The sequence below is a fragment of the Halomonas sp. ATBC28 genome, assembly GCF_005937175.1.
In the GTDB taxonomy this organism is placed as follows: Bacteria; Pseudomonadota; Gammaproteobacteria; order Pseudomonadales; family Halomonadaceae; genus Vreelandella; species Vreelandella titanicae.
In genome coordinates this window covers 1-448 of the sequence record NZ_VCQL01000113.1, presented here as the reverse complement: position 1 = coordinate 448, position 448 = coordinate 1, and the positions used below count along the sequence as shown (strand labels likewise).

Here is a 448-nt window from a genome sequence, read left to right as displayed (position 1 = left end):
GTCGCGAAACTGCGCGAATTCATCCAGCGTGCGTACGATCTGGGCGCTGACGTTCGTCAGAAAGTTGACCTGAGTACCTTCAGCGATGAAGAAGTTATGCGTCTGGCTGAAAACCTGCGCAAAGGTATGCCAATCGCAACGCCGGTGTTCGACGGTGCGAAAGAAGCAGAAATTAAAGAGCTGCTGAAACTTGGCGACCTGCCGACTTCCGGTCAGATCCGCCTGTACGACGGTCGCACTGGTGAACAGTTCGAACGCCCGGTAACCGTTGGTTACATGTACATGCTGAAACTGAACCACCTGGTCGACGACAAGATGCACGCGCGTTCCACCGGTTCTTACAGCCTGGTTACTCAGCAGCCGCTGGGTGGTAAGGCACAGTTCGGTGGTCAGCGTTTCGGGGAGATGGAAGTGTGGGCGCTGGAAGCATACGGCGCAGCATACACCC

The 448-nt window shown here is 56.0% G+C and carries 1 pseudogene; it reads left to right on the top strand.

From position 1 onward, the window contains the following. Nucleotides 1-448 (top strand): annotated as a pseudogene (rpoB, locus tag E0L35_RS25585) (DNA-directed RNA polymerase subunit beta); the annotation flags it as partial.